Raw genomic sequence first — 23,253 nt, forward strand, 5'->3', positions numbered from 1 at the left:
TACCTGCGGAGATCTCGCCGTTCCGGGCGTCAGCATAGAGCGGGTGCTCTAGGGTGTGGTGCTGTGTTGAGCAAATGGGGGACAGCGGCCGCGGTCGCCGCGATGGTCGTGCTGACCGCCGGGCCCGCCGCCGCGCAGGGCCCCTCCGCCGGGCCCGTCCTGCCGAACGAGCCCTCCGAACAGGCCAAGAAGCCTCAGCAGCTCAACGGCGAAAACGTCCAGCCGCCCGAAGGCGCCACCGCCGACGTCGCCCTCAAGGTCCTCCGTGACGGCTCCCTCCAGGTCACCGAGAAGGTCACCGTCCCCGGCGGGAAGCAGCTCACCTCGCGCGTCCCCCTGAAAGTCTCGGCCGGCGACGACCAGGACCGCGTCTTCGAAGCGAAAGACATCAAAACCGAAGGCGCCGCCACCAGCCAGCTCACCGGTGACCAGCTCGTCCTCACCTTCACCGGCGGCACGTCCACCGTCACTTACACCGTCGACGGCGCCATCGCCGACCAAAACGGCCGCCAGCAAGCCCGCTGGCAGGTCGCCAGCGGATTCGACACCCCGCTCGCGAAGCTCACTGCCTCCTTCCTCGCGCCGTCCCCGCGACTGTCCCCAGTGGACTGCTTCGCCGGCCCGATCGGCTCCAGCCAGCGCTGCACCCTCGCCGAGCTCGACCACACCGGCGTCGTCCGCCTCGAACAGAACGACGTCCGGCCCGGTGATCGCGTCGACCTGCTCGTCGGCCTCCCCGCCGGCACCGTCCCGGCCAACGCGAAGTTCGCCGACGTCGGCCTCTTCGCCACCGCCTTCGCCTTCACCCCGCTGACCGGCATCGCCTTCGCCCTCCTGCTCGTCTTCCTGATCGCCGGCGGCATCCACGTCCAGCGCCGCCGCAAGGAAGACGCGGGCGCGCTCACCACCGCCACCGGCCCGGTCGAGGTCCTGCTCCGCGACGGTGACCGCGTCTTCTTCGCCAGCCCCGACGGCGTCCTGCCCGGCCAGGTCGGCACCGTCGTCGACGAGACCGTCGACGTCGTCGACATCAGCGCCACCGTCGTCGACCTCGCCGTCCGCAACTACCTCTGGCTCGCCGAAGTACCGGAACAAGACTGGCAAATCGCCCGCCGCAACCCGCCGGACGAGCACCTCCACGACTTCGAACGCGCCGTCTACGAGACGCTCCTGCCGGCCGGCACCGACGCCGTCCTGGTGTCGCAGCTGCGCACCCGCGGCCGGCTCGACCTGCGCAAGATCAGCGACGCCATGTACGCCGACGTCGTCACCAAGCGCTGGTTCTCCCGCCGCCCCGACACCGCCCGCGGCCGCCTGACCTGGCTCGGCGCCGGCATTTTCGCCCTCGGCGCGGCCGCCACCGCGGTCCTCACCTTCACGATCGGCGACGCGCTGCTCGGCGTCGCGGTCGCGCTGGCCGGGCTCGCCGTCGCCGCGGCGGCCGCCCTGCTGCCTTCGCGCACCGCGCGCGGCCGGGTGCTCGTCGGCCAGGTCCGCGGCCTGCTCGACTACCTCCACACCGCCAAGGCCGAGGACATCCCGCCGGCCGACCGCGAGATGGTCTTCTCGCGCTCGCTGCCGTACGCGGTCGTCCTGGGCGACACCGAACGCTGGCTCGGCACCTTCGCCGCGCTCAACCCCGCGTCGGACGGCTCGGCCGGGCTCTACTGGTACGGCGGTATGGAGTCCGACCAGGACCTGCGCCGCTTCGGCACGCACTTCCCGTCGTTCCTGACGGCGCTCGACGGGCTGCTCACCGCGTCCACCCGCGCGTCCCGCTGACCGTGCTCGCCGGAGTGGTCCTCGCGCTCTTCCTGGCGGCCGCGCCGGGGGACGAGCCGCCGCTGCCCACCGTGCCGCAGAGCGCCGAGATCCAGCTCAAGGTCGAGCGCGACGGCTCGCTCTCGGTCGCCGAAGCGATCTCCGTGCCCGACGGCGTCACGATGGACCGCCGTGTCCCGCTGCGGGTTGCCGCGCCGCACCACCGCGACCGCGTCTACGGCGTCCGCGACGTCGTCCTCGAAGGCAGCGGGAACGCCCAAGTGGACGCGGACGCGTTCACCGTCCACCTCACCGCGGGCACGTCGATCGTCCGGTACACAGTGGACGGTGCGGTCGCCGGCAACCGGGTCACCTGGGAGCTGGCCGGTGGCTGGAGCACCGACCTGAAGTTCATCCGCGCCTCCTTCGCGGCGCCGGAGATTCCCACTGCCGTCGACTGCCTCGCCGGGCCGTCGGACTCCGACTTTTCGTGCGCCGCCGCGCAGATCGACCACGCCGGGCTGACGAGGTTCAGCCAGCAGAACCTCGCGGCGGGCGAGCGGATGACGACGACCGTCGAGCTGCCCGCGGGCACCGTCCCGGAGAACGCGGAACTCGTCCCCGCCAAGACGATCGCCGGCGCGTTCGTGCTCACCGCCCCGGTCGGCTGGGCGTGGGCGGGCTTCGGCGCGCTCCTGCTGGCCGCGGCCGCTTTCGTGGCTCTGGCACGCCGCAGGAACACCGCCGCCGGGGCGTCGTCGAAGGCCGAACTGGTCTCCAAGTCCGGTGAGTTCGCGTCGCCGGCGGGGGTGCTGCCCGGGCACGTCGGCCTGCTGCTGCACGGCCGCGCCGGGCCCGCCGACCTGGCCGCGACCGTGCTCGACCTCGCCGTCCGCAACTACCTCTGGGTGAGCGACGGCTCCCGGCTGACCCGCCGCAACCCGCCCGACGAGCACCTGACGCCCTTCGAGCGTGCCGTCTTCGAAGCCGTCCTGCCGGCGGACGGGGAGGACTCGGTCACGCTCGCCGAACTGCGGCAGCGGCACGTCGAGATCCCCCGGGCCGAGCTGACTGCCGACGTCGTCCGGCGTGGCTGGTTCGCGACGCGGCGGCTCGGGCGGGCCGGGACCCGGGTCGTCTTCTACGGCGTGTTCCTGACGATCCTGCTCGCGCTGACCGCCGGGTACGCCCAGCTCGGCGTCATCCTCACGCTGGCCGGGGCCGCCGCCGTCGCCGTCTCGGCCGCGCTGCCCGCTCGCCGGCACGCGGGCGCGGAGGTCGCGCGCCGGCTTCGCGGCGTCGCCGAGCAGCTCGCCACGACGCGGGCGAAGGACTTCGACAAGCCGCAGCGCGAGCTGGTGTTCTCCCGCGGCCTGCCGTACGCGTCAGCTCTGGGCGAACTAGGCCCCTGGGTGGCCGCGTTCGACGGCCTCGAGCACCCGCCGCCGGTGTACTGGCACGACGGCGAGATCGGCCCTGACCAGGCCGGATCCTTCGCGACGGCGCTCGCGGGCACGTTCGCGGGCGCCCACCGCGGGCGGCTGCTCGCCACCGCGGCCGCGGACACCGGTTCTCACCCGCCAGCCGGGAAGCCAGGAGGCGCCGAGCCGTCGTAGGGTGGGGCCATGGCCGATCCCGAGCTCGTCCGATACTCCCTAGACAACGGTCTGCGCGTGGTCCTCGCACCCGACGCGACCGCGCCGGTGGTCGGCGTCAGCGTGCACTACGACGTGGGTTTCCGCTCCGAGCCGGAGGGGCGCACCGGGTTCGCGCACCTCTTCGAGCACCTGATGTTCCAGGGCTCCGAGAGCTTGGAGAAACTCGCCCACTTCCGGCACGTGCAGTCCAGCGGTGGCACCTTCAACGGGTCGACCCACCCCGACTACACCGACTACTTCGAGGTGCTGCCGAGCGCCGCCCTGGAGCGCGCGCTCTTCCTCGAAGCCGACCGGATGCGCGCGCCGAAGCTGACCGCGGAGAACCTGGCGAACCAGATCGACGTCGTCAAGGAAGAGATCCGGCTCAACGTGCTGAACCGGCCCTACGGCGGGTTCCCGTGGATCACCCTGCCGCCGGTCCTGTACTCGACGTTCCCCAACGCGCACAACGGTTACGGCGGCTTCGAGGACCTCGAGAGCGCCACGGTGGAAGACTGTGCGGCGTTCTTCGACACCTACTACTCGCCGGCGAACGCCGTGCTCACGGTGGCCGGCGACTTCGAGGTCGACAACGCCAAGAAGCTGATCGAGCAGCACTTCGGCGACGTCCCGCACCGGCCCGCGCCGCAGCGGCCGTCCTTCGCCGAGCCGCTGCCGACCACCGAACTGCGCGGCGAGGTCGAAGACCCGCACGCCCCGCTGCCCGCCCTCGGCATCGGCTACCGGATGCCGGACCCGATCAACGACGTCGACGGCTACCTGGCCTACCTGGTGCTCGCCGGGGTCCTGACCGACGGCGACGGCTCCCGCCTGCAGCAGCGGCTGGTGCACAAGGAGCCCCTGGTAGTCGACATCGGGGCCGGCGCCGGGCTGTTCGGCCCGTTCGAGGCCCGCGACCCGGACACGTTCACCATCACGCTGATCCACCCGCACGAGGTGCCGCGCGAGCGCGTGCTCGCCGCGCTGGACGACGAGCTGGAGAAGATCGCCGAGAACCCGCCGGACTCCCAGGAACTGCGGAAGGTCACCGCCCGCTGGGCGGCGAGCCTGCACTCCGAGCACGACAGGCTGGTCTCCCGGACGCTCGCGCTCGGCTCGTTCGAACTGCTCTACGGCGACGCGTCGCTGGTGTACAAGCTCGCGGACCGGATGTCCGCCGTCACCTCGGAAGCCGTTTCGGCGGCGGCGAAGGCGCTGCGCCCCGACGCGCGCGCCGTCCTGGTGGTCAAGCCCGCTTCGGAAGGGACCAACGAGCAGTGACTTCAGCAACGCACCGCAGCGCGGACGAGATCGGCCGCACCGCGCGGGGGCCGCGCCCGCTGCCGCCGCTCGGCGAGCAGCGCGCCGCCGGCGATCTGTCCCATGTGGACACCGAACTCTCGAACGGCCTGCGCGTGCTGGCCGTGCGCAAGGCGACCGTGCCGATGGTCGAGGCGCGGCTGTGGATCCCGTTCGCGGGTGACGACGCGCTGCACCCGGCGACGTCCGAGGTGCTCGCCGAGACGATCCTGACCGGCACCGCGCGCCGCAACCGCATCGAGATCGACGCCGAGCTGGCGCTGATCGGCGGCGACATCGGCGCCGGCGTCGACCCGGAACGCCTGGTGATGACCGGATCCGCGCTCGCCGACAAGCTGCCGACGTTCCTCGACGTGCTCGGCGACGTCCTCACCGGCGCGACCTACGCCGACGACGAGATCGCGCGCGAGAAGGAACGGCTGGTCGAGCGGATCGCCGTGTCGCGCACGCAGCCGCGCACGATCGCGCGGGAGGCGCTGCAGAAGCACCGCTACGGCGACCACCCCGCCACGCGCGAGGTCCCGAAGGCCGAAGACGTCGCCGTCGTGACACCCGAGCAGGTCCGGGCGTTGCACCAGGCGTCGGTGCTGCCGCGCGGTGCGGTCCTGGTGCTGGTCGGCGACATCGACCCGCAGGCCGTCATCGGCGACCTGGAGAAGGTGCTCGGCGGCTGGGCGTCGGACCGCTCCGCCGTCCGGCTGCCGCCGCTGCCGGAGCTGACCGGGCCGAACGTGCTGCTGGTGCCGCGCGCCGGGGCCGTGCAGTCGCAGATCCGGCTTTCGGCGCAGACCGTGCCGCGCACCGACCCGGGTTACGCGGCGCTGCAGCTGGCGAACCTGGCCTACGGCGGGTACTTCTCGTCGCGGCTGGTCGAGAACATCCGCGAGAACAAGGGGTACACCTACTCCGCGCACTCCGGGTTCGAGTTCACCGACGGCACCGCGGTGGTCAACGTCGACGCGGACACGGCCACCGAGGCGACCGCGCCGGCGCTGCTGGAGACCCGCTACGAGCTGGGCCGCCTCGGCCAGGTCCCGCCGGCCGGCGACGAGCTGGAGTCGGTGCGGCAGTACGCGATCGGCTCGCTGCTGACGTCGACGTCGTCGCAGTCCGGCCTGGCCGGCCAGGTGCTGGCGCTGGCCTCGACCGGGCTGAGCCTGGAGTGGCTCACCGAGCACCCGGCGCGGGTGGCGGCGGTGACCGCCGACGAGGTGGCCGAGGCGGCGCTGAAGTTCTTCGCTCCCAAGCGGTTCACCGGCGTGGTCGTCGGGGACGCGGCGGTGCTGGAACGCAAGCTCGTGTCCCTCGGAGACGTCGTCGTGGGCGAGCCGGCCTGATGTCCGTCCCGTTCTCCCTCGGTGACCTGCCCACCCTGTCGCGATCCACTGTGGACCGTCAGGAAGGCTTGCGCACCAACCCTTCGCGGCTGGTGTCGCGCTGGGCCGACGCCCGGGTCGTCCTCTTGGACGACACCGGGCGCACGCCGGTCGTCGAGGGCTCGTCCGTTTTGGCGTTCCGCAAGGCGATCGACTTCGGCGCCGAGCCACCGGCCGACGCGGTGTTCCTCGGCGAGTGGCAGGACGTCGACTACTGGTCGCTGCCGGGCGGCCCGTCGGGGGACGCCGGCACGGTGAAGATGGCGGGCAGCTGGGGCTTCGTCGAGGAGGTCCCGAGCGCCGACGGCGAGATCTGGGTCGAGCTGCGCGGGTACGGAGACCTGCTGGACGACACGTCGGCCGGGCTGTTCACGACGGCGCAGGCGCTGCGGAACTGGCGTCGTCAGGCCAAGTTCTGCACGCGCTGCGGCCACCCGACGGAACTGATCCAGTTCGGCTGGGCGAGCAAGTGCACTCATGACGGACGCGAGGAGTACCCGCGCACCGACCCGGCGGTGATCTGCCTGGTGCATTCGCAGGAGGGCACGAACGGCTCGCACGTGCTGCTGGCCCGCCAGCCGATCTGGCCGGCCGGGCGGTATTCGGTGCTGGCCGGGTTCGTGGAGGCGGGGGAGTCGCTGGAGGCGTGCGTCCTGCGCGAGATCCGCGAGGAGGTGGGGGCGGCCGTGTCGGACGTCCGCTACCTCGGGAGCCAGCCGTGGCCGTTCCCGCGATCGATCATGCTGGGCTTCACGGCCCGCGCGGATCGCTCGTTGCCGCTGGTCCCGGCGGACGGCGAGATCGAAGAGGCGCTGTGGGTGTCACGCGAGGAGGTGCGCGAGGCGTTCGAGAACAGCCAGCTGCGCAACGAGGGCGCCAAGCCGACTCCGATCGCGGGCGGCGCGGCGGAGATCATCCTGCCGGGGAACTCGTCCATCGCCCGCGTGATGCTCAAGGCCTGGGCGGACGCGGAGGAGTGAAACTCGTTGGCTCTCGCCCGGCCGCCGCTGCTACCCTCCCGACGGCCGTGCGAGAGAACGAGGAGGTGGTACCCGTGAACGTTTCGACGTGGGTGCTCCCCTCCGGGGTCACGGCCGGGCGATAGGTCGTCCGGGAGCGCCGCTCAAGCGCACTCCCGAAAGGCACGACCATGCGATTCACCACCGAACAGCGCCTCGACGACGGCGTCCTCGAGCGCGAGTTCACCCTCGGCGAGATCCCCGGCATCCTGTGGACGCCCGCCACGTCCGCGCCGGCTCCGCTGATCCTGATGGGCCACCCCGGCGGGCTGGCCAAGATGTATCCCCGGCTGGCGGCCCGGGCCCAGGCGGCCGCGGCGGAGGGTTACGCCGCGGCCACCATCGAGCTCCCCGGGGGCGGTGACCGGCCCCGTCTCCCCGCCGTCGACGAGGCCCGCGCCGACCTGCGCAGGGCGATCCAGGCCGGCGAGCCGGTCGGCGACGAGATCGTCGAGCGGCTCGTCCTCCCGCTGGTCGACCAGGCGGTCCCGGAATGGCGGACGACTCTGGACGCCCTCCTCGCGCAGCCCGGCATCGGCGGCCCGGCCGGGTTCTCGGGCGGAGTGCTCGCCATCGCCACCCGGCTCGCGGTGGTCGAGCCGCGCATCGCGGCGGCGGTGCTGTTCGCCGGGAGTTTCGTGCCCCGCAGCATGTTCGACGAGGCCCGGCAGGTCACCATCCCGCTGCTGGTCCTGCTGCAGTGGGACGACGAAGGCAACGACCGGCAGCTCGCCCTGGACGTGTTCGACGCCTTCGGTTCCCAGGAGAAGACGTTGCACGCCAACATGGGCGGCCACACCGGCATCCCGGCGTTCGAGGGCGACGACGGGAGCCGGTTCTTCGCCCGGCACCTGAAGTAGCGGGTCAGGGCCAGTACGGCTGCGCGTTCTTCGCCGCGTCCGTGATGGCCTGTCCGTCGAGGAGGGTGGCGGTGCGGTCGAGGCCGACCCGCCGCCACTCGACGGAGAACTCGAAGGGGCCGGCCGGCAGCGGCGACAGCCAGAGCTGCCGGTCGCCCCGGTAGTGCCGGTCGCCGGAGCTCGCGCCGCCGCCGATCTCGGTCAAGGAACCCCGGCTGACCCGGAACTGCAGGCCGGCGTCCGTGGGACCGGGGAACCCGCCGGCGTGGCTGGCGTCGATGCTGTCCCAGGTGGTCTGGTCCAGCGACCCCCGCCGGACGCTCAGGTGCACGGTGAAGGCACACCCGGCCGGGTAGGCGACGAGGTGCTGAAGCGCGACGACGGCGAGGTCCGTCCGCGCGACGAACCGCGCGACCGGCACCGGGCAGCCCAGCACATCGGCCGGAGGAAACGGGTTCATCGCAGGTCACCTCGTTCGATCACCGTGTGGGTCGGCTCGCCGGCGAAGTCGGCGACGGTGCCGTAGGCCAAGTTCAGCGTCTCCAGCCGGTACCGCCACTGGGCGCCGCACTCGCACATCGAGCCGAAGCGGTAGTTGATCTGCCAGCGCAGCCACTCGCCCGGCCGCAGATGGACCGGCGACGGGCGCCAGTCCCGTTGCGGCCAGCTCATCGGCGCCAGTTCGACCCGCACCGCCAGCGAACCGCCGGCCTCCCGGAGCGTGACGCCGTCCAATGCGTCCGGCACCGTGAACCGCGGCTCGAAGCCGGTCGACTCGTCGACGTTCACCTCGTGGAGCAGGGCACCGTCCGGCAGGGGAAACGCCACCGGCACGCGGTTGCGCACCGAAGCCGCCGGGCCACCGCGGGACCGCTTGGTCCAGGTGGTCCGGACCCTCTGCGCGACGACGTCCATGCCTCCAGCATCCCCGGCACCGCAAGCGGAAATCCCCTGACCAGGCCGACAACCGCCGGCGGAAGTGTTTCCGCCACGTGGCCCAGCGCGGGCCCAAGCGTTACCTGGCCGTTTCCGAAGCCCGTTGACGGCTGTGCCCCGGCTCACTACAGTCCCCGGAAACCGTCTGTAAAGTATCCTAATTAAGTCCGGAGGGACGAGTGCGAGCCGGTAGCCCGCGGATGCTGCGCGAGATCAACGATCGCGCCGCCATCGAGGTCCTCCTGCGGGAGGGCCCGCTGACGCGCGCCGAGCTCGAGCTCGCCATCGGGCTCTCCAAGCCCGCCACCGCGCAGCTCATCACCCGGCTCGAGCAGGACAACCTCGTCATCAAGGCCGGTGTCCGTGGCGGCGGACGCGGCCCCCGCGCCCAGCTCTGGGCGGCCAACGGCGCCCTCGCCTTCGTCGCCGCCGTGGACCTGACCCCGCACATCGCCGACTTCGTCGTCGCCGACGTCGCCGGGATCGTGCTCGCCGAGTACCGGACTCCGCTGCCCGTCCACGAAGGCGCCGACGTCGTCGGGACCTTCGGCGACGCCCTGCAGAAAGTCGCCGGAGAAGCCGGAATCACCCGTGACCAGCTGGCCCACGTCGTGATCGGCGCGCAGGGCGCGTTCGACCCGCGGACCGGCCTGCTCTCCTCCGCCCCGCACATCCCCGGCTGGCTCGGCTTCGACGTCCCGCAGAAGCTCAGCGACGACCTCGGCGTCGACGTCCTCATCGAGAACGACGTCAACCTCGTCGCCGTCGAGGAGATGAGCGTCGGGCAGGCCCAGGACGTCGACGACTTCGTCATGGTGTGGTTGTCCGAAGGCGTCGGCGGCGCGGTCGTCATCGGACGGCGGCTGCTGCGCGGCGCCACCGGCGGCGGGGGCGAGATCGACTGGATGCGCGTGCCCGACCCCGCCACCGTGGACACCGGCGACGTCTGGCCCGAGGCCGGCGCCCGGTTCGGCAACCTGGTCGACTCGCCCGCGATCGTCCGCTTGGCCGCCGCGCACGGCATCCAGGCGGAAACCGCCTGGGACGCCGTCGAAAAAGCCGGCAAGCAGCACCCCTTCCTCCATGACCTCGCGAGGCGCGTCGCCGGCGGTGTCGCCAACCTCGTCGCGGTCGCCGATCCGCAGCTCGTGCTCCTCTGCGGGGACACCAGCCGCGCCGGCGGTGAGAGCTTCGCCGCGCTGGTGCAGGAAAAGCTGCACGCGCTGGTCCTGCCGCGCACGCCCGTCGGCTGCGCTTCGGTGCAGGGCAACGCCGTCCGCGCCGGCGCGCTGCAGTCCGCGCTGGCCACCGCCCGTGAGGACGTCTTCGGCGTCGTCACCCCCACGCTCCTCGGGTCGCGCAGGCCCGCGGTCGGAGAGCCACTCGGCAAGACCCCGGAGGCCCTCCCGAACACCCGTTCCGCCCCGTCCCCAACCGAGTAGCCCCAACCGATGAGGAGGAGGGCCATGCCCCCTACCACCCGGACCCGCCGAGGCGCCCTGTTAGCGGCCGCCGCCGCGGCGTCCGTCCTGCTGACGAGCGCCTGCTCCGGCGCCGCCGCCCCGAGCGGCGGTGACGCGGCCGCCGCGCCCGGCAAGGACGACAAGATCACGATCACCGTGTACTCCAAGTTCACCGACCGCGAGTACGGCGTGGTCACCGCGGGCCTGAACAAGCTCAAGGCGAAGTTCCCGAACATCGAGATCAAGCACGAGGGCAACCAGGACGACGACAAGCTCACGCAGTCGATCCGCGGCGGCAACCCGCCCGACGTCGCGATCTCCTTCTACACCGACAACCTGGGCGCCTGGTGCTCCACCGGCAGCTTCCAGGACCTGAAGCCCTACATCGACCGCGACAAGATCGACCTGAACCAAATCCCGGAAGCGGTCCGCAACTACACCGAGTACCAGGGCAAGCGGTGCGCCATGCCGATGCTCGCCGACGTTTACGGCTTCTACTACAACAAGGACATGTTCGCGGCGAAGGGCGTCACCTCGCCGCCGAAGACCACGGATGAGCTGCTCGAGGACGCCAAGAAGCTGACCGAGTACAACGCGGACGGCTCGATCAAGGTCGCCGGCTTCCTGCCGTCGATGCCGTTCTACGCCAACCAGGCCCAGTACTGGGCGCCGAACTTCGGCGCGCCGTTCATCGGCCCGGACGGCAAGTCGGACCTCGCCACCAACCCCGGCTGGAAGGCGATGTTCGAGTTCCAGAAGAAGCTGATCGACGCACTCGGTGGCCACGACAAGGTCGAGAAGTTCAAGGCCGGTCTCGGTGACGAGTACTCCGCCGACAACGGCTTCCAGAAGGGCAAGCTGGCGATGATCTACGACGGTGAGTTCCGCACCGCGTTCATCAAGGACCAGGCGCCGACCCTGAACTACGCCACCGCGCCCGCCCCGGTGCTCACCACCATGGCGGACAAGTACGGCAGTGCCTTCACCACCGGCACGATCATCGCGATCCCCAAGGGTGCCAAGAACCCCGGCGCCGCGTGGGAGCTGATCAAGCAGGTCTCCTTGGACACGGACACCCTGGTGGACATGGCCAACGGCCTGAAGAACGTGCCCAGCACGAAGGCCTCGCTGACGTCGCCGCGCCTCGACCTGCAGCCGCAGTTCAAGACGTTCCTCGACATGTACGACAGTGGCAAGCTCGTGTCGAACCAGACCACGCCGATCGGTGACGCGCACCTCAAGGCGGTCAACGACTTCGCCGAGAAGTGGCAGGCCGGCTCGATCCCCGATCTGACCGAAGGCCTGAAGAAGGTGGATGCGCAGATCAACGACGAACTGAAGCAGAAGGGCGCGGGCGGATGACGTCCACGCTCGCGGAAAAGGTCTCCCCGTCCGCGCCTGAGAAGGCGCGGGCGGGGGCCCGCCGGGCCAAGCGCCGCCGGACCGTCTTCCTCTTCATGGCCCCGGCGTTCCTCGGGTTCCTGATCTTCTTCGGCTACCCGCTGATCGCTACGGTCTACTACTCCTTCACGCGGTACGACCTGATCAACCCGCCGCAGTTCATCGGCTTCGACAACTACGTCCGGATGTTCACCACCGAGCCGCTCGTCGGCACGGCCGCGTACAACACGCTGTGGCTGGTGGTCATCCTGACGACGTGCCGGGTGCTGTTCTCGCTCGGCATCGCGTCGGTGATCTCCCGCCTCAAGTCGGGTGTCGGCCTCGTCCGGACCCTGTGCTACCTGCCGACGCTCGCCCCGCCCGCGGCGGCGACACTGGCGTTCGTCTTCGTGTTCAACCCCGAGTTCGGCCCGGTCAACCGGTTCCTGCGGCTCATCGGCATCGACGGCGGGCTCTGGTTCAACAGCCCGGCGATGTCGAAGCCCGCGCTGACGCTGCTGGCGCTGTGGGGCTCCGGCGAGCTGATGATCATCATCCTGGCCGCGCTGCTCGACGTCCCGACCGAGCAATATGAGGCCGCCGAGCTCGACGGTGCCGGCCCGGTCCGGCGGTTCTGGCACGTCACGCTGCCGTCGATCTCGCCGGTGCTGCTGTTCGGCGTGGTCAACTCGATCATCTACGCGCTGCAGTTCTTCACGCAGGCGATCGTGGCGGCCTCCGCGTCCGCGGGCACCGCCGACGTCGCCGGCAACTCGAAACTCATCGGTGCGCCACAGAACTCGACGCTGACGTACCCGATCTGGTTGTACGTCCAGGGCTTCCGCTACTTCAACATGGGCTACGCGGCCGCGATGGCCGTGCTGCTGTTCATCGTCAGCGCCGGCTTCACCTGGATTCTGGTGCGGCAGCTCCGGAAGTCCCAGCACCAGGAGGAGGGGGCATGACCGCACTGGCCGAAGCGCCGCAGAAACCGGCGGGTGTGCCGCCGAAGGTGCGGTTCAAGCGGAACTGGGACAAACGGCTGTCCTGGATCGCGCTGCACGCGACCGGGATCGCCCTCGGCGTGATCTTCGTGCTGCCGCTGTTGTTCGTGTTCCTCACCGCGGTGATGAAGAGCGACCAGGCGATGACGGCGAGCCTGTGGCCGTCCGAATGGCACTTCGAGAACTTCGTGACGGTGTTCAAGAAGGCGCCGCTGCTGGAGTACTTCGGCAACAGCCTGCTGTACTCGGCCCTGGCGACGGCGGGCGCGCTGCTTTCGGCGATCCCGGCGGCGTACGGCCTCGCGAAGCTGCGGTGGCGCGGGCAGAACCTGTTCTTCATGCTGACCGTGGCGGCGATGCTGCTGCCGCCGCAGGTCACCATCGTGCCGCTGTACGACCTGTGGGTCCGGATGGGGCTCACCGGCACGCTGGTTCCGCTGATCGTGCCGTACTTCTTCTTCGATGCGTTCTCGATCTTCCTGCTCCGCCAGTTCTTCCTGACGATTCCGAAGGACTACATCGAGGCGGCGAAGATCGACGGCTGCAACGAGTTCCAGGCGATGGTCCGGGTGCTGATCCCGATGGCCAAGCCGGGGATCGCGGCCACCGCGATGTTCTGCTTCCTGTTCACCTGGAACGACTACTTCGGGCCGCTGCTCTACACCGGCGAGAACCAGGACCACTGGCCGCTGTCGCTGGCGATCGCGTCCTTCCGCGGCATGCACCACGTCGAGTGGAACATGACGATGGCCGCCACCGCGCTGATCATGGCGCCGGTGATCGTGCTGTTCGTGTTCGCGCAGAAGTCGTTCGTCAAGGGCATCACATTCACGGGAGTCAAGGGATGAAGCTGGCAGTCGTCGGTGGCGGGTCCACCTACACGCCGGAGCTGATCGACGGGATCGCCGGTCGCCGGTCCACTTTGGACGTCGACGAGATCGTGCTGGTCGACCCGGACGCCTACCGCGTCGAGGCCGTCGGCGGGTTCAGCCAGCGGATCCTCGACCACGCCGGTCACCCGGCGCGGGTGCGGACCACGCAGTCGCTGGAGGAGGGCGTCGACGGTGCGTCGGCGGTGCTGATCCAGCTGCGCGTCGGCGGGCAGCGGGCGCGGCGTTCCGACGAGACGTTCCCGCACGCCTGCGGCTGCGTCGGGCAGGAGACGACCGGCGCGGGCGGGCTGGCGAAGGCGCTGCGCACGGTGCCGGTGGTGCTCGACATCGCCGACCGCGTCCGCAAGATCGCCGGCGACGACACGTGGATCGTCAACTTCACCAACCCGGTCGGCATCGTGACGCGGGCGCTGCTCAACGAGGGGCACCGCGCGGTCGGCCTGTGCAACGTCGCGATCAACCTGCAGCGCCAGTTCGGGAAGCTGCTGGGTGTCGGCGCGGACGACGTCAAGCTCGTGCACACCGGACTGAACCACCTGAGCTGGGAGCGCGGCGCCCTCGTCGACGGCGTCGACCGGCTGCCCGAGCTGCTGGACCAGCACCTGGACTACCTGTCCAACGAGGTCAGTGTGCCGGAGAAATGGTTGCGGCGCATGAACGTCGTGCCGTCGTACTACCTGAAGTACTTCTACGCGCACGACGAGCAGGTCACCAAGCAGCGCACCGAACGTCCGCGTGCCGACGTCGTGTCGGACGTCGAGGAAGAGCTGCTGAAGATCTACCTCGACCCGGAGCAGAACACCAAGCCGGAGTCGCTGGAGAAGCGCGGCGGGGCGTACTACTCCGAGGCCGCGGTGCAGCTAGTGCACGCTCTGACCGCGGGTGGCCCGGCCGAAGAGCACGTGGTGAACGTCCGCAACGACGGCACATTCCCGTTCCTGCCGGACGACGCCGTCATCGAGACGCGGTCCACTGTGGACTCTTCCGGAGCCACGCCGATCCCGCAGTCGCCGGTGGAGCCGCAGTTCTCCGGTCTCATCGCGGCGACGACGGCGTACGAGTTCCTCGCGCTGGAGGCGGCGGTCAAGGGCGGCCGCGACCGCGTGGCCGACGCGCTGCTGGCGCACCCGCTGGTCGGGCAGTACGCGAAGGCCGACATGCTGGCCGACTCGCTGGTCCAGATCAACCGTGAGTACTTGCCCTGGGCCCGCGGATGAGGCCCGCTGTCATCGCGATCGACGGCGGCAACAGCAAGACCGAGGTCCTGGTGATCTCGGAAGACGGCGTCGTGCTGGGCAAGTCGCGCGGGCCCGGCGCGTCGCCGCAGAACATCGGCGTCGCGGCCTGTGTCACGGCGCTGGAAGGCCTGGTCCTGGCGGCGTTCCCGGACTTCGGGGAGAAGCCGTTCGCGGTGCACACGTCGGCCTACCTCGCCGGGCTGGACTTCCCGCGCGAGGAGGAGGCGCTGCACGCGGCGCTGTCCGCACGCGGGTGGAGCGACACCCTGACCGTCGGCAACGACACCCTCGCTCTGCTCCGGGCGGGCAGCGCGGGGGTGGGGGTCGCGGTGGTCTGCGGCGCCGGGATCAACGGCGCGGGCGTCGGCCCGGACGGCCGCGTGCACCGCTTTCCCGCGCTGGGCAAGATTTCCGGCGACTGGGGCGGCGGCTACCGGCTCGGCGAAGAAGCCCTGTGGTGGGCGGTGCGCGCCGAGGACGGCCGCGGCCCGCGGACCGCGTTGATGCCGGCGGTGGCGGCCTACTTCGGCAAGCCGACGCTGCTGGACGTCGTGCAGGGCCTGCACTTCGAGGAGATCGACCCGGCGTCGATCCACGGCCTGTGCCCGCTGCTGTTCGAGGTCGCGGCGGCCGGCGACGAGGTCGCGTCGGACATCGTCACCCGGTTCGTCGAGGAGGTCAGCGTGTTCGCGGCGGTGATCCTGCGCAACCTGGAGCTGACCGAGGAAGCGCCGGAGATCGTCCTCGGCGGCGGGGTGCTGACCGGGATCGGCGCGCCGGTGATCGCGGAGATCGAGCGGCGGTGCCTGAAGGTGGCGCCGCGCGCGGTGGTCCGCGTCGTCGACGTGAACCCCGTGGTGGGCGCGGCTTTGTTCGGATTGGACACGCTGGGCGCGTCGGACGCCGCGAAGGCGTCACTGAAGGCGGCGACCCAGCGCGCATAGACCTGGTGGCCTGCCTCGAAGCGGCGCGAGGCAGGCCACCAGACCCATTTCACGGCGCGGGGACCAGGATCTCCCCGGTCTCCAGCAGGGACTTGAGGTCCGAGAGGATCCAGTCCCAGCCGCCGCCCGCGTTCTCGCCGGGGCCGGCGTTGACGTCCTCGTGGATCCCGCTGACCATGTCGCCGGTGAGCGGCGCGCCGGTGACGTCGTGGGTGACGGTCAGTCTGGTGCCGGCGGTCTTCGTCGCCTCGATGTCGTAGGTGAGCGTCGTGTACGGCTCGGCGGACATCTCTTCGGGACCCATGAGCAGCTTCCAGGTGATGACGAGCTTGCGCGGCGGGTCGACCTCGAGGACTTCGCCGTCGACGAGGTCACCGGTGAACCCGGCGTCGATGAACCCCTGCGTCGGGCGCGTGCGGTGCTTGCCGCCGACCTTGAGGTCGAAGTCGGCGAGGCCGGTGTAGCCGTACTTTGCCGTCCATTCGGGCTTGGTGATGGCTTCCCAGATGCGCTCCGGGGTGGCCTTGATGTAGACGCGGTGGACCTGCACGGTGGTCGTCATGGTTCTTCGCCTTCCAGTTCGTTCTTGAGGTCGAGCAGGGCGGTGACGTGGCGTTCGGTGTACTTGTCGATCCACCGGTCGTGGATCTGCCGGATGGGCACGGGGTTCAGGAAGTGCCGCTTTTCCCGGCCTTCCTTCCGCGCGACGACGAGCCCGGCCTCTTCCAGGAGCTTCAGGTGCTTCATGACGCCGAAGCGGGTCATGTCGACCGGGGTCTCCAGCTCGGTGAGCGTGCGGCCGTCGCGCTCGAAGAGCAGGTCGAGCAGGAACCGGCGGGTCGGATCCGCCAGCGCCTTGAACACCAGGTCGTCGTCGGGCACTCGCCCAACATAGGTGACCAAAAGGTCACATGTCAACGCCCGAAAACGCCATGAAGGGCACCCTCATGGCTCTTAAGTCCATGAGGGTGCCCTTCATGGCATTGAACTAGACGACCAGGGACAGCGGCAGGATCAGCGCGATCGCCACCACCGAGATCAGCGTCTCCATCACCGACCAGCTCTTCAACGTCTGCCCGACCGACAGCCCGAAGTACTCCTTGACCAGCCAGAACCCGGCGTCGTTGACGTGCGAGAAGAACAGCGACCCCGCGCCGATCGCGAGCACCAGCAGCGCGCTCTGCGACGGGTCCATCCCCGCCGCCAGCGGGGCCACGATGCCCGCCGCCGAGACCGTTGCCACCGTGGCCGAGCCCGTCGCCAGGCGGATCGCCACCGCCACCAGCCAGCCGAGCAGCAGGGGCGACAGGTTCGCGTCCTTGGCCAAGCCCGTGATCACGTCGCCGACGCCCGCGTCGACCAGCGTCTGCTTGAACCCGCCGCCCGCGCCGACGATCAGGATGATCCCCGCGATCGGGCCCAGCGAGTCACCGACCACAGTGGACAGCCGCGAGCGGTCGAGACCCGCCGGGCGGCCGAGCAGGACCATGCCCACCAGTACGGCCACGAGCAACGCGATGAGCGGGTCGCCGACGAAGTCCAGTACGCGACGCGCCTGGCTTTCCTTGGCCAGCAAGATGTCCGACAGCGCTTTCGCCAGCATGAGCACGACCGGCAGCAGGACCGTCGTGAGCGTCGCGGCGAAGCTCGGCCGCGGCTTGTCCGGGTCCGCGCGCTCCGGGATCAGGCGCTCGGGCGGCTGCGCGTCCGGCACCAGCCGGGCGGCCACCTTGCCGAACAGCGGGCCCGCGATGACCAGCGTCGGGATGCCGACGAGCAGGCCGAACGCCAGCGTGATCCCGACGTTCGCGTTCAACGCGCCCGCCGCGGCGAGCGGGCCCGGGTGCGGCGGGACCAGGCCGTGCAGCACCGAAAGCCCGGCGACCGCGGGAATTCCCAGCAGCATCAACGGCTTCCCGGTGCGCTTGGCCGCGAGCAGCACGACCGGGATCAGCATGACGAGCCCGATCTCGAAGAACATCGGCAGCCCGATCAGCGCCGCGACCAACGCCATCGCCCACGGCAGCGCGGCACCGCGGGCCTTGCCGAGCACGGTGTCGACGATCTGGTCGGCACCACCGGAATCGGCCAGCAGCTTGCCGAGCATCGCGCCGAGGGCGATCAGGATGCCGACGGACGCGACCGTGCTGCCGACGCCGCCGCTGAAGCTCTTCAACAGCTTGTCGACCGGCATCCCGGCGGTCAGCCCGAGCACGAGCGAACCGAGCACCAGCGACAGGAACGGGTGCAGCTTCACCTTCGTGATCAGCACGACGATGACGGCGATCGCGACGACGGTCGCGACGATGAGACGGGTGTCGTGGCCGGTCCAGGCGGCCGCGAGAACGGTGGTCATGAGCGCTCCCGGAAGGCGGTGAGGGCGGCGTCGGTGAGCTCCGCGGGTGCTTCGCGGATGTCGAAGATCGCGCCGGGCTCGTCCGGCTCGAGGGGTTCCAGGTCGGCGAGCTGGGAGTTCAGCAGCGACACCGGCATGAAGTGGCCCGAGCGGGACTGCATGCGCTCGGCGAGGATCTCGCGGTCGCCGTGCAGGTGGGCGAACCAGACGTTCCCGCCGGTCCGCAGCACGTCGCGGTACCGGCGCTTGAGCGCGGACGACGTCACGACGCCGCCGGTGGCCTGGTGCTCGCGGATCCAGCCGGCGATGGCCTCGAGCCAGGGGGCGCGGTCCTCGTCGGTCAGGGGGTGTCCCGCCGTCATCTTGTCGATGTTGGCCTGCGGATGGAACGTGTCCGCTTCGGCGTACTCGACGTCCAGCGCGTTCGCGAGCGCCGTGCCGATCGTCGTCTTGCCGGAGCCTGACACCCCCATCACCACGATGACGGTCATCCGCACCTCCCACGTCGTTGTGCTCAGGTGAGTGAAACTCAAAAGTACTACTTATTCAAGATGAAGTACTACTTAATCGAATCAGACGGCTAGGTTGGCCGGGTGAGGCACGAGCAGGTACTGGACGCCCTCGGCGCGTCGATCGCGAACGGAGCGCTGACGCCCGGCACCGTCTTGCGCTCCGAAGAGCTGCAAGAGCGCTTCGGCGCTTCGCGGACGGTGGCGCGCGAAGTCGTCCGAGTGCTGGAGACGATGCGGCTGACCAGCAGCAAGCGCCGGGTCGGGGTGATCGTCCGGGAGCCGGCGGACTGGAACCACTACGACCCGCGGCTGATCCGCTGGCAGCTCGACGGCCCCGCGCGCCCGGCGGCGCTCGCGACGCTGAACGAGCTGCGGTCGGCGATCGAGCCGTGCGCGGCGCGGTACGCGGCCCTGCGCGCGACGCCGGAGGAGCGCGGACGGCTCGGCGCGCTGGGGGAGCGGCTGGCGCGGACGGCCCGGGCCCGCGACCTCTCGACGTTCCTCGAGTTCGACATCGCGTTCCACGACCTGCTGCTCGGCGCGTCCGGGAACCCGATGTTCGCGCAGCTGTCCGAGGTCGTCGCGGAGGTGCTCACCGGGCGGACCGGGCACGGGCTGATGCCGCCGGAGCCGCAGCCCGAAGCCGTGGCGCTGCACCTGGAGGTCGCCGCGGCGGTCGCGGCCGGGGACGCGGACCGGGCGGAGCGGGCGATGCGCGACATCGTCGTCCAAGCGCGTGAGGAGATCGCGGCGCTGGTCGAGTAAGACGGTGCGGCGGGGGCGAGTAGCCTCCTCGGGAACTGGACTTTCTTCTGCCGGGGGGCACGGGTGAGCGCGGCGCGCGCGATCGGACTGGTGTTGGGCGTGGCGGCCGACGGCGCCCTCGGCGACCCGCGCCGTCGTCCTCCGGTGACGGCGTTCCGGCGGCTCGCGCCGGGCAAGGGCGCCGCGGTCGCCGGCGCCGCGGTGGCCGCCGGTCTGCTGCTCGAGCGCGCCGGCCGCGGCCGCCCGCTGGTGCAGGCCTCGGCGACGGCGGTGACGACGTGGGCGGTGCTCGGCGCGGCCGGCCTGGCCGTGCAGGGCACGGAGCTGGCCCGCGACCTCGAGGAGTCCCGCTTCGACCCGGCGCGCGCGACACTGTCCGAACTGGACCCGCGCGTGGCCGACGGCCTGGAGCTGGTCGGGCTGTCCCGCGCCTCGGTGGAGACGCTGGCGGAGAACACGTCGGACGCGGTGGTGGCGCCCCTGGTCTGGGGCGCGGTGGCGGGCGTCCCTGGCCTGCTCGGCGCGCGGGCGGTGAGCCTGCTGCGCCGCGCGCGCGTGGGGCGGTCGGGGCACTGGGCGATCGACCGGCTCGACGAGCTGGTCCACCTGGTCCCGACCCGCATGGCGGCGGGCCTGACGGTCTTGGCGGCCCCGGTGGTCGGCGGTTCGGCGGGAGGGGCCTGGCGGGCCTGGCGCCGCGACACGATCGCCCACCCGAGCCCGAACGCGGGCCGGGTCGAGGCGGCCTTCGCGGGAGCACTGGAGGTCCGCGTCGGCGGGCGGACGGTGTACCCGCACGGGGTGGCGGAGCTGCCGGTGCTGGGCGTCGGCCGGAACCCGGACGCGGGGCACGTGACGCGGGCGGTGGAGCTGTCCCGGGTCGTGGGGTGGCTGGCCGCCGTGACGTCGGTGGTTTTGGCCGTGGTGGCGGGTTTCCGGCGCCGCTCGCGCTGACTCAGCCGCGGCGGCGCAGCTGCGCCAAGGCCTCCGCGTCGAGCCGCCCACTCCGCTCGGCCAGGTGAGTACCGATCCGCTCCCGGTCCTCGTCCGTCTTGTTCCCGCCGAACTTGAACTTCGCCCGCACGCCCGTGATCGTGAACTCGATCCCGCGGATCCCCGGCAGCAACCGGCGGTCCGGCGACTCCGAAGCCGCACTGACGACCGCCCGGGCACCGTCCGTCTCGAAATGGCGCAACTGCTTCTCCAGCAACAAAGCCTTCGCCGCCGGATCGTCGACCAGCCGCACGTCTCCCTCGAGCTGGACCGTCGCGTAGTACGACGTCGGGACCCCGTACGCCGGGTCCACGGCCGTGTTCCAGTCCGCGCGGATGTACGTGTAGTCGTCGACCACCGTCAGCAGCGCTCGCGGGTGTTCCTCCAGCAGCGGCCAGATCGGGTTCGGGCGCGCCAGGTGGGTGACCACCCTGCGGTCGCCGTCGAACGCGAAGTGGGCCGGGGTCACCACCGGCAGGTCGCGGCCCGCGCCGCCGGCGATCAGCTGGCCGAAGTCGTGGTCGGAGAGCCACTCGCGCCATTCGGCGTCGTCGGCGGCGTCCCACGGGTGGATCAGCATGACCCCAGTCTCACGGCCGCAAGTGGCCCGGAAAAAGGGCCAATAACGAGCTATTTCTGATGGCCACTTTCGGCCAGCTCGTCCTCGGCCAGGATCTCCGCGACGGACTTCCGGCGCGTCCCGGAAGCCGGCGCCTCCGACGACGTGACCAGCGCGCCGCCCGGCTTCAGCTCACGCACGGTGAAGTACAGCCAGCCCAGCAGCGCCATCGCGCCGAACGCGATCCACTGCAGCGCGTACGACAGGAACGGGCCCGAATCGGTCTGCGGCAGCGGCAGCGCGCCCAGCACGCCGGGCTGGTCGGTGTCGAGCTGGAAGTACCCGGGCCGGATGTCGAGCTTCCCGGCCCGCGCGACCACCCGCGAGTCGACGACGTAGCTCTGCAGCTGCCCGGCGGTCGACGCGTCGGCGAAGGCGTCCCGGTTCTTCGGGTCGGTCTCGTCGGCGCGCGCCCGCGCGGTGACCTGCACGATCCCGGGCGGCGGCGGCGCGTACGGCAGCACGCCGGACTTGCTGTCGAGCCGGACGTACCCGCGGTCGACCAGGACGACCGTGCCGTCGGTGGTCCGCATCGGCGTCAGTACCTCGAAGGCGCCTTCGCCCTGGACCGTGCGCAGCCGCGCGACGACTTCCTTGTCCGCGAGGTACTGGCCGGTGATCGAGACGAGGTGCCACTCGGTGCGCTGGCCGGGCTCGCTCCCCGGCGGCAGCAGCTGCGCCAGCGGCAGGGGCGGCGCGGTGAACGACGCCTCCAGCGAGGAGTTCTGCTGCTCGCGTTCGGCGTTGCGGCTGAACTGCCACGGTGAAAGCAGCGTGAAGCAGCAGATGGCGAAGGTGAACACCACCACCGTCAGCGCCAGCCACCCGGGCTTGAGCAGGAACCGCAACCGCACCCCACCACGGTAGGCCGTGCCCCGCCCGGGCCGCCCGCCGACCTCCACCCGCTGTGACTTCTACCCGCGCGAACGCACCCAATCCAGCAAACCGGGCACGGAGCGTTCGATCATGCCGAGGACGTCTTCGAAGCCGTCGTCACCGCCGTAGTAGGGGTCCGGGACTTCGGCGCCTTCGGGGGCCGACGGGTCGAACGACCGCAGCAGCCGCACCTTCGCGGGATCGCCGACGCGCGAGCGCAGGAACTCCGCGTGCCCTTCGTCGGCGGCGAGCAGCAGGTCGGCACCGAGGTCTTCGTCCGAGACCTCGGAGGCGACGTGTTCGGTCGGGTAGCCGTGCTCCTTGAGCGTCGCGCGGGCCCGTTTGTCGGCGCGTTCCCCGGCGTGCCAGGGCCCGGTGCCGGCGCTGGACACGCGGACGGCGTCGCCGAGGCCCGCGTCCTCGAGCCGCGCGCGGAAGACGAGTTCGGCCATCGGGGAGCGGCAGATGTTGCCGGAGCAGACGAAGACGAGGTGCGTCACCTCGCGAGCGTAACCGGCTGGTTCACCCGGTCACCCGCTCGCTCGGCGGTACCCGGTCCCCCGCGCGGCCACTTAGCGTCGATCTCGCGAGGACGCGTACCGGAAGGAGAGCGATCATGCACGGATGCTGCTCGAAGTGCACCGGTCAGGGCTGCGGCTGCTGCGGCAACTGCAACTGACGCTCCACCCGGCGCTCGCGGCGGCGGTGGTCGACCCGCCGCCGGAGCGCCCCTAACGAGTGATGCACGTCGCCGACGTCGCCTCACCCAGCGCTCGCGCGTGCAGCAGGTCGAAGCGGTGCACCACGTCCGCCACACCCGCCGCCACCAGCTGGCGCTTCGGGCACGAACGGGCCTTCCGCACACCGAGCGAAGTGCTCAGTTCGGTCAGCAGGCCCGTGTTCAGCCGGTCGATCACCGGGCGGATCTCGCCCAGGTCCGGCTTCGTCGTCGGCGCCTCCGAGGGATGCGCGTCCCAGCGCGCGTACAGCCCCCGCTGGACGACCTTGTTCGCCTCGATCTGGGCGTGGAAGAACCGCACCGCGTCCGCCGGGTCGAGACCCAGCTCCGGCGCCCGCGCCGCCACCGAGTCGTAGATCTGCTGCTCGCGCACCGGATCGTCGATCGGGGATGGCGTGCCGTACTTCGCCGCTGCCACCTTGTCGGCGATCGCGACGCGCTGCGCCGCCAGATCCGTCAGCTGCCACAACGACGAGCTCGAAGCCGACGCCGGGAGCGAAGCCAAGACCAGCCCGGACACCACCGCGAAGAGCACAGCCAGTACTCGCATGGCCCGCGACCG

At 71.0% G+C, this 23,253-nt stretch carries 24 protein-coding genes; 14 read left to right on the top strand and 10 right to left on the bottom strand.

The window, feature by feature from the left end:
• The first annotated feature begins 102 nt into the window (after window positions 1-102).
• The 6 genes from QQ657_RS39635 (at window position 103) to QQ657_RS39660 (ending at window position 7,973) form a co-directional block, all read left to right on the top strand.
• Window positions 103-1,782, top strand: coding sequence for a DUF2207 domain-containing protein (locus tag QQ657_RS39635; protein WP_434056825.1), 1,680 nt, complete (start codon window positions 103-105; stop codon window positions 1,780-1,782).
• A 14-nt stretch (window positions 1,783-1,796) separates the two neighbouring features.
• Window positions 1,797-3,377 carry a DUF2207 family protein gene (locus tag QQ657_RS39640; RefSeq protein WP_284747488.1) on the top strand — a complete coding sequence of 527 codons (1,581 nt, stop codon included), beginning with the start codon at window positions 1,797-1,799 and terminating at the stop codon, window positions 3,375-3,377.
• A 9-nt stretch (window positions 3,378-3,386) separates the two neighbouring features.
• A complete protein-coding gene (locus QQ657_RS39645; RefSeq protein WP_284747489.1) occupies window positions 3,387-4,679 on the top strand; it encodes a M16 family metallopeptidase in 1,293 nt (430 codons plus the stop codon).
• A complete protein-coding gene (locus tag QQ657_RS39650) occupies window positions 4,676-6,055 on the top strand; it encodes a M16 family metallopeptidase (protein WP_284747490.1) in 1,380 nt (459 codons plus the stop codon). The genes QQ657_RS39645 and QQ657_RS39650 overlap by 4 nt, the downstream gene beginning before the upstream one ends.
• Window positions 6,055-7,074, top strand: coding sequence for an NAD(+) diphosphatase (nudC, locus tag QQ657_RS39655; RefSeq protein ID WP_284747491.1), 1,020 nt, complete (start codon window positions 6,055-6,057; stop codon window positions 7,072-7,074). The genes QQ657_RS39650 and nudC overlap by 1 nt, the downstream gene beginning before the upstream one ends.
• Window positions 7,075-7,244: 170 nt before the next feature.
• Window positions 7,245-7,973 carry a dienelactone hydrolase family protein gene (locus QQ657_RS39660; protein ID WP_284747492.1) on the top strand — a complete coding sequence of 243 codons (729 nt, stop codon included), beginning with the start codon at window positions 7,245-7,247 and terminating at the stop codon, window positions 7,971-7,973.
• A gap of 4 nt (window positions 7,974-7,977) precedes the next feature.
• Here QQ657_RS39660 and QQ657_RS39665 read toward each other — a convergent pair whose 3' ends face one another.
• Window positions 7,978-8,433 (bottom strand): hypothetical protein, encoded by a 456-nt coding sequence (locus QQ657_RS39665; RefSeq protein WP_284747493.1) that lies wholly within the window; start codon window positions 8,431-8,433, stop codon window positions 7,978-7,980.
• Window positions 8,430-8,888 (bottom strand): hypothetical protein, encoded by a 459-nt coding sequence (locus QQ657_RS39670; RefSeq protein WP_284747494.1) that lies wholly within the window; start codon window positions 8,886-8,888, stop codon window positions 8,430-8,432. The genes QQ657_RS39665 and QQ657_RS39670 overlap by 4 nt, the downstream gene beginning before the upstream one ends.
• A 221-nt stretch (window positions 8,889-9,109) precedes the next feature.
• On the opposite strand from QQ657_RS39670, the gene QQ657_RS39675 reads away from it, so the two are divergent.
• From QQ657_RS39675 to QQ657_RS39700, 6 genes are read left to right on the top strand one after another with little or no spacing between them, the layout of a single operon-like run.
• The gene (locus tag QQ657_RS39675) at window positions 9,110-10,351 is read left to right on the top strand and encodes an ROK family transcriptional regulator (RefSeq protein WP_284747539.1); all 1,242 of its coding nucleotides are present in this window, start codon (window positions 9,110-9,112) and stop codon (window positions 10,349-10,351) included.
• A 24-nt stretch (window positions 10,352-10,375) separates the two neighbouring features.
• Window positions 10,376-11,734, top strand: coding sequence for an extracellular solute-binding protein (locus tag QQ657_RS39680; RefSeq protein ID WP_284747495.1), 1,359 nt, complete (start codon window positions 10,376-10,378; stop codon window positions 11,732-11,734).
• Complete coding sequence (locus QQ657_RS39685) at window positions 11,731-12,717, top strand: carbohydrate ABC transporter permease (protein WP_284747496.1); 987 nt, start codon at window positions 11,731-11,733, stop codon at window positions 12,715-12,717. Before QQ657_RS39680 ends, QQ657_RS39685 begins: the two co-directional genes overlap by 4 nt.
• A complete protein-coding gene (locus QQ657_RS39690; protein ID WP_284747497.1) occupies window positions 12,714-13,604 on the top strand; it encodes a carbohydrate ABC transporter permease in 891 nt (296 codons plus the stop codon). The genes QQ657_RS39685 and QQ657_RS39690 overlap by 4 nt, the downstream gene beginning before the upstream one ends.
• A complete protein-coding gene (locus QQ657_RS39695) occupies window positions 13,601-14,866 on the top strand; it encodes a 6-phospho-beta-glucosidase (protein ID WP_284747498.1) in 1,266 nt (421 codons plus the stop codon). Before QQ657_RS39690 ends, QQ657_RS39695 begins: the two co-directional genes overlap by 4 nt.
• Window positions 14,863-15,831 (top strand): N-acetylglucosamine kinase, encoded by a 969-nt coding sequence (locus QQ657_RS39700; RefSeq protein ID WP_284747499.1) that lies wholly within the window; start codon window positions 14,863-14,865, stop codon window positions 15,829-15,831. Before QQ657_RS39695 ends, QQ657_RS39700 begins: the two co-directional genes overlap by 4 nt.
• A 49-nt stretch (window positions 15,832-15,880) precedes the next feature.
• On the opposite strand, the gene QQ657_RS39705 is transcribed toward QQ657_RS39700, so the two are convergent.
• From QQ657_RS39705 to QQ657_RS39720, 4 genes are all read right to left on the bottom strand, one after another.
• Window positions 15,881-16,393, bottom strand: a complete 513-nt coding sequence (locus QQ657_RS39705; RefSeq protein ID WP_284747500.1) for an SRPBCC domain-containing protein — start codon at window positions 16,391-16,393, stop codon at window positions 15,881-15,883.
• Window positions 16,390-16,713: an ArsR/SmtB family transcription factor gene (locus QQ657_RS39710; RefSeq protein ID WP_284747501.1), complete on the bottom strand. Its 324-nt coding sequence runs from the start codon at window positions 16,711-16,713 to the stop codon at window positions 16,390-16,392. The genes QQ657_RS39705 and QQ657_RS39710 overlap by 4 nt, the downstream gene beginning before the upstream one ends.
• A 106-nt stretch (window positions 16,714-16,819) precedes the next feature.
• On the bottom strand, window positions 16,820-18,187 hold the full coding sequence (locus QQ657_RS39715; RefSeq protein WP_284747502.1) for a GntT/GntP/DsdX family permease: 1,368 nt from the start codon (window positions 18,185-18,187) through the stop codon (window positions 16,820-16,822).
• The gene (locus QQ657_RS39720) at window positions 18,184-18,678 is read right to left on the bottom strand and encodes a gluconokinase (protein ID WP_284747503.1); all 495 of its coding nucleotides are present in this window, start codon (window positions 18,676-18,678) and stop codon (window positions 18,184-18,186) included. Before QQ657_RS39720 ends, QQ657_RS39715 begins: the two co-directional genes overlap by 4 nt.
• Window positions 18,679-18,780: 102 nt before the next feature.
• On the opposite strand from QQ657_RS39720, the gene QQ657_RS39725 reads away from it, so the two are divergent.
• Both QQ657_RS39725 and QQ657_RS39730 read left to right on the top strand, forming a co-directional pair.
• The gene (locus QQ657_RS39725; protein WP_284747504.1) at window positions 18,781-19,464 is read left to right on the top strand and encodes a FadR/GntR family transcriptional regulator; all 684 of its coding nucleotides are present in this window, start codon (window positions 18,781-18,783) and stop codon (window positions 19,462-19,464) included.
• Between the two features lie 63 nt (window positions 19,465-19,527).
• On the top strand, window positions 19,528-20,418 hold the full coding sequence (locus tag QQ657_RS39730) for a cobalamin biosynthesis protein CobD/CbiB (RefSeq protein ID WP_284747505.1): 891 nt from the start codon (window positions 19,528-19,530) through the stop codon (window positions 20,416-20,418).
• Between the two features lies 1 nt (window position 20,419).
• Here the strand turns inward: QQ657_RS39730 and QQ657_RS39735 are convergent, their stop codons facing one another.
• The 4 genes from QQ657_RS39735 to QQ657_RS39750 form a co-directional block, all read right to left on the bottom strand.
• Entirely contained in the window at window positions 20,420-21,037 is a 618-nt protein-coding gene (locus tag QQ657_RS39735) for an FMN-binding negative transcriptional regulator (RefSeq protein WP_284747506.1), read from the bottom strand.
• A 50-nt stretch (window positions 21,038-21,087) separates the two neighbouring features.
• Window positions 21,088-21,930 carry an SURF1 family cytochrome oxidase biogenesis protein gene (locus QQ657_RS39740; RefSeq protein ID WP_284747507.1) on the bottom strand — a complete coding sequence of 281 codons (843 nt, stop codon included), beginning with the start codon at window positions 21,928-21,930 and terminating at the stop codon, window positions 21,088-21,090.
• A 60-nt stretch (window positions 21,931-21,990) separates the two neighbouring features.
• A complete protein-coding gene (locus QQ657_RS39745; RefSeq protein ID WP_284747508.1) occupies window positions 21,991-22,452 on the bottom strand; it encodes a low molecular weight protein-tyrosine-phosphatase in 462 nt (153 codons plus the stop codon).
• A 231-nt stretch (window positions 22,453-22,683) separates the two neighbouring features.
• Window positions 22,684-23,241: a chorismate mutase gene (locus QQ657_RS39750; protein ID WP_284747509.1), complete on the bottom strand. Its 558-nt coding sequence runs from the start codon at window positions 23,239-23,241 to the stop codon at window positions 22,684-22,686.
• Window positions 23,242-23,253 lie beyond the last annotated feature (12 nt).

The organism is Amycolatopsis ponsaeliensis, from assembly GCF_030182635.1.
In the GTDB taxonomy this organism is placed as follows: domain Bacteria; phylum Actinomycetota; class Actinomycetes; order Mycobacteriales; family Pseudonocardiaceae; genus Amycolatopsis; species Amycolatopsis ponsaeliensis.